This is a genomic window from Aeromicrobium sp. (assembly GCF_025965075.1).
Classification (GTDB): Bacteria; Actinomycetota; Actinomycetes; order Propionibacteriales; family Nocardioidaceae; genus Aeromicrobium.
The window spans coordinates 1-4,576 of sequence record NZ_JAOPXQ010000183.1; the positions used below are offsets into that span (position 1 = coordinate 1).

Sequence of the window (4,576 nt, forward strand, 5' to 3'; positions counted from 1 at the left end):
GGGGTGCGCCAGATGGTGGCCTTGCCGGAGCTGGTGACCTGCCAGTCGGGTTGGTGCTTGATGGAGTGGGACCGTTTGCACAGTCCTTGGCCGTTGTCGGCGGTGGTGGGGCCACCGAGCTGGAAGTCGGTGATGTGGTCGGTGTCGCGGATGCTGCAGTCGCAGCCGGGTTGCCGGCACCTGCGGTCGCGGGCTCTGACGTAGGCGTTGATCGGGCCCTCGTAGCGGCGGCGGCGGGGGTCGCGGGCGACCAGGGTGCCGTCGACGGGGTCGGTGAGGAACCGGCGGGTCCAGCGGTGGCGGGCCCTGGCGATGATCTCCTCGGCCACATCGGGCGCGACCGGCCCGTAGCCGACCAGGTCGGCGGGGGTGTCGCCGCCGTTGAACACGGTGTCGGCGTCCATGACGACCTGGACCTCGACGTCGACGTCGTCGGCGAACGCCCGGCCGGTGACCCGTTCGACCAGGGTCTCGGCCATGATCGTGCCCCGCGACCGGGGGTCCCCGGTGGCCCGTAGCCCGCGGGCCCAGAAGTCCAGGGTGTTGAACGCGGCCACGATCTGCTCGGCCGGGCCGTGGACCCGCAGGGTGGCCATCCCATCGGCGTCCGGGTGCATGCTGACGTGCGTGTTGGCGCGGGCCTTGCTGGCCCGGACCCTCGCGGCTTCGGCGTCGATGCCGATCACGACCCGGGCGGCGGCCTGCCTGGCCCGGACGGTGGTGAGCCCGGGGATCTTGTCGGCCAACGCGGCGTCCGCGATCGGGAAGTCGTCCACCGACAGGGAGCAGGTCTCGTTGACCACCACCCGGGCGGTGAGCTCGCTGATCACCCCGGAGCGGAACAGCTCGAACACCTTCGGCAACCGCTTCAAACCCAGCGCCAGCCCCAGCTGGGTGCCGGCCGCGGTGGGCCCGATGTTGCGGGCCATCCCCACCTCACCGATGACCGACAACCCCGGGTCGCCCTGGCCGTGTCCCATCCGGTGGACCCGCTCGTCGTACAAGGCCGCGACCTGGGCGGCCTGCTCGGCCTGCGCCGCCCGCATCACCCGGTCCAGCGCGACAATCGCCTCGACCCGGACGAAACCGGTCTCGACCATGGGCAGCGACTCGAAGTCATACGACAGCACCTGCCCCAGCAGGGAGTCGATCGGCGCGTCCTCGAACATGTTTCAACTCTAGAGGCCGCCACTGACACAAACGTTCTGCGATGCCAGCGGTTTCCGCACGCCCGATCCTGGCCCCCGTTGACCTCGGTGCGGTGCGCCAGCGTCCAAGAAGCTCAAACAGGTGAACGCCAGCGCACCTGCCCTCGGCGGGGCTTGACGACCTAGCCGCAGCGGCAGGCGGCGATCGCGGCGGCGACGTCGTCGAGCGCCGCCTGGGCCGCGAACGGCTGACCCTTGTCGCTGCGGTCGGCCATGACCGCGAACACGACGGGCCGCCCCCGAGCGTCGGTCGCGTAGCCGGCGAGCGAGTGGATGCCCGAGAGCGTGCCGGTCTTGGCCCGGACCTTGCCCAGTGCCGAGGTCAGCTGGCCGAACCGATCCACCAACGTGCCGGTGAACCCGCTGACCGGCAGGTCGGCCAGCAGCCCCGAGGCGCGGGCGGAGCCGGAGGCGACCTGCAGGGTCCTGGCCAGCGTCACCGGTGCGATCCGGTTGCGCCGTGACAGCCCGCTGCCGTCGTGGAGCAGGAGTCCGGCGGTGTCGATGTCGGCCGCCTCGAGCGCCGAGCGGACGGCGGTGGCCCCACCCTCGAAGCTCGCCGGCTCGTCGTCAGCGAGTGCGACGTGCCGCAGCACGACCTCGGCCGCCTCGTTGTCCGAGACCCGGATCAACCGTTCGACGATCTGGGCGAGCGTCGCGCTGCGGACCCGGGCGAGGGTCCGGTCGTCGGGATCGGCCGCCACGGAGCGCGGGCGGCCGGCGACGTCGATGCCCCGGGCGGTCAGCAGCGTCTCGAACTTCTGCGCCGCGCTCTCGGCCGGGTTGCGCGAGCGTATGCCGTCGACGACCCCCTGGTCGGCCCACAGGGCACTGACCCGGGAGGTGATGTTCTGCCCGACGTAGGACGCCTCCCACGCGGGGCTCGCGGACGGCCCGGTGAAGAGCTTGGCGTCGTAGTCGAGCGTGATGTCGGTGTCACCGGCCCGCTTCAGTGCCTTGGCGGTGCGTCGCGCCAGGGTCGTCAGGTCGGCCTGGAAGACCCGGTCCTCGCCCTTCGCGGCGGGCGCGGCGGTGAGGTAGGGGTCGCCGCCACCGACCAGCACGATCCCGTCCTCGGAGCGGACGACCTCGGTCGTGAACCTCGTCTGCGGGTCGATCATGGTCAGGGCGGCGAAGCTCGTCAGGACCTTGGTCGTGGAGGCGGGGGCGTACGCGCCGGTGCCCGACGAGGCGAGCTCGGTGCCGTCGGCGGCCACCGCAGCGAAGCCGACGTGGGACCCGAGGACGGGGCTGTCCAGCTCGGGGCGGACCGCCGCGGACAGCCTCGCGGGGTCGACCGGACCGGTCGATGTCGGCTTCGCGAGGGCGTACGAGCCGGGCGAGGAGTCGATCGCCAGCTCACGCGGGGCGATGACGTTGGACGGTCCGCAGTCGCCGTCGCAGATCAACCGATTGAGGTCACCGCGGCCCCACAGCGTCACCGCGAGCGCGATGACGAGGCCCACGATCACGACGGGAACGGCGAGAGTCCCGAGGACGCCCGCGACCCTGACTTCTCGCTGAGGCGTCACATGCGCCAGACTATAGAGACCCCGCCCCGCCGTATCGTCGGCGCGCGCACCATGAACTCAACCGCCGGAGGCAGACGTGATTTTCGACGTCACCGTCGAGATCCCCAAGGGATCCCGCAACAAGTACGAGGTCGACCACGCGAGCCATCGCATCCGTCTCGACCGGACTCTCTTCACCGCGACGCAGTATCCCGCTGACTACGGCTTCATCGACGACACCCTGGGCCTGGACAGCGATCCGCTCGACGCCCTGGTGCTGCTGTCCGAGCCGACGTTCCCCGGCTGCGTCATCTCCTGCCGCACGATCGGCATGTTCCGCATGACCGACGAGGCCGGCGGAGACGACAAGGTCCTCTGCGTGCCCGCCAAGGACCCGCGCCAGGAGCACCTGCGCGACATCCACCACGTCCCGGAGTTCGATCGTCTCGAGATCGAGCACTTCTTCACGGTCTACAAGGACCTCGAGCCCGGCAAGTCCGTCGAGGGCTCGACCTGGACCGGTCGCGTCGAGGCCGAGGCCGAGATCCAGGCCAGCTACGCGCGCTACAAGGCCAACGGCGGCTACTGAGCCGCACCCGGCGCTGAGCCGGCGCTGCATCCGTGAGGCTCAGCGCTGGCCGCGCAGCAGCACCCGCATCGTGTCGGCGAAGATCGCGACGTCGATCGTGTGGTCCAGCGACCGCAGCGTGCCGAGGCCGATGCCAAGGCTCAGCAGCGCGGTCGCGGCCTGGTCGGCGTCGACGCGGTCGGCGATCCCGGCCTCGGTCGTGACCTGCCGTACGAGCTGGGCGATGGCCGCCCGGATCTCGCGGTGCCGCTTGACCAGCTCGGTCGCGACGTAGGGGCTCTGCCGGGCGATCGCGCCGAACTCGACCTCCAGCGCGGTCCAGCGCGGCCGGCCCAGCCCCTCGCGGGCCCATGCGGCGAAGGCCTCGATGCGCCCGTCGAGGTCGGTGTCGAGCGTGAACGCCGCGACGACGCCCTGGATCTGCGTCTCGTGGATGCTGTCGAGGACGGCCATGCAGAGCTCCTCCTTGCCGGAGAAGTTGGAGTAGACCGCGCCCTTGGAGAAGCCCGCCCGGACGGCGACCTTGTCGAGCGACGTCGCCGCGTAGCCGTCGGCCAGGAACATCTCGCGCGCGACCTCGATCAGCCGCTGGCGGGTCTGTGCCTGGCGGTCCGCCCTGCTCATCCGCGTGCTCTCGACCGTCACTGCGTCTCCCTCGTCCGTGCGGACCGTCGTGGCCCACGACACCCTTGCATCATACTCAGATACCGATAGTATCTGAACGGTGATCACCAAGGACATCGTCATCATCGGCACCGGCTTCTCCGGCATGGGCATGGCCATGAAGCTCCGCGCGTCCGGCCGCGAGGACTTCGTCGTCCTCGAGAAGGCCCACGACGTGGGCGGCACGTGGCGCGACAACACCTACCCCGGGTGCGAGTGCGATATCCCGAGCCACATGTACTCGTTCTCCTACGAGCTCAACACCGACTGGAGCAAGAGCTTCTCCGGCCAGGAGGAGTTCTGGGCGTACCTGCGCAAGGTCGCCGCCGAGCAGGGCATCCGGCCGTACATCGACTTCGGCGTCGAGGTCACCGGCGCGACGTGGGACGAGGACCGCAAGGTCTGGACCGTGCGCACCGGCGGCGAGGACTACGAGGCGCGTGTCGTCGTCGCCGGCGTCGGCGGCCTGCACATCCCCAACGTCCCCGAGATCGCGGGCGCCGACTCGTTCGAGGGCCCCCGCTTCCACTCCGCGGAGTGGGACCACACGGTCGACCTCAAGGACAAGAAGGTCGTCGTGATCGGGACGGGCGCCAGCGCGATCC

5 protein-coding genes are annotated in these 4,576 nt (G+C 70.6%); 2 read left to right on the forward strand and 3 right to left on the reverse strand.

Annotation, left to right across the window (positions count from 1 at the left end; translation table 11 throughout):
- Together JWQ91_RS11130 and dacB are read right to left on the reverse strand one after the other, a co-directional pair.
- Positions 1-1,169: HNH endonuclease signature motif containing protein (locus JWQ91_RS11130; protein ID WP_297783724.1), on the reverse strand; the 1,169-nt coding region annotated here is incomplete at its 3' end.
- A gap of 161 nt (positions 1,170-1,330) precedes the next feature.
- A complete protein-coding gene (dacB, locus tag JWQ91_RS11135; protein WP_297783727.1) occupies positions 1,331-2,740 on the reverse strand; it encodes a D-alanyl-D-alanine carboxypeptidase/D-alanyl-D-alanine-endopeptidase in 1,410 nt (469 codons plus the stop codon).
- 76 nt (positions 2,741-2,816) lie between these two features.
- Between dacB and JWQ91_RS11140 the strand changes: the two genes are divergently transcribed.
- Entirely contained in the window at positions 2,817-3,308 is a 492-nt protein-coding gene (locus JWQ91_RS11140) for an inorganic diphosphatase (RefSeq protein ID WP_297783730.1), read from the forward strand.
- Positions 3,309-3,347: 39 nt separating this feature from the next.
- Here the strand turns inward: JWQ91_RS11140 and JWQ91_RS11145 are convergent, their stop codons facing one another.
- Positions 3,348-3,995 (reverse strand): TetR/AcrR family transcriptional regulator, encoded by a 648-nt coding sequence (locus tag JWQ91_RS11145; RefSeq protein WP_297783733.1) that lies wholly within the window; start codon positions 3,993-3,995, stop codon positions 3,348-3,350.
- Positions 3,996-4,032: 37 nt separating this feature from the next.
- Here JWQ91_RS11145 and JWQ91_RS11150 point away from each other — a divergent pair.
- Positions 4,033-4,576 (forward strand): NAD(P)/FAD-dependent oxidoreductase (locus JWQ91_RS11150; RefSeq protein WP_297783736.1); only part of this gene is annotated, 544 nt, incomplete at its 3' end.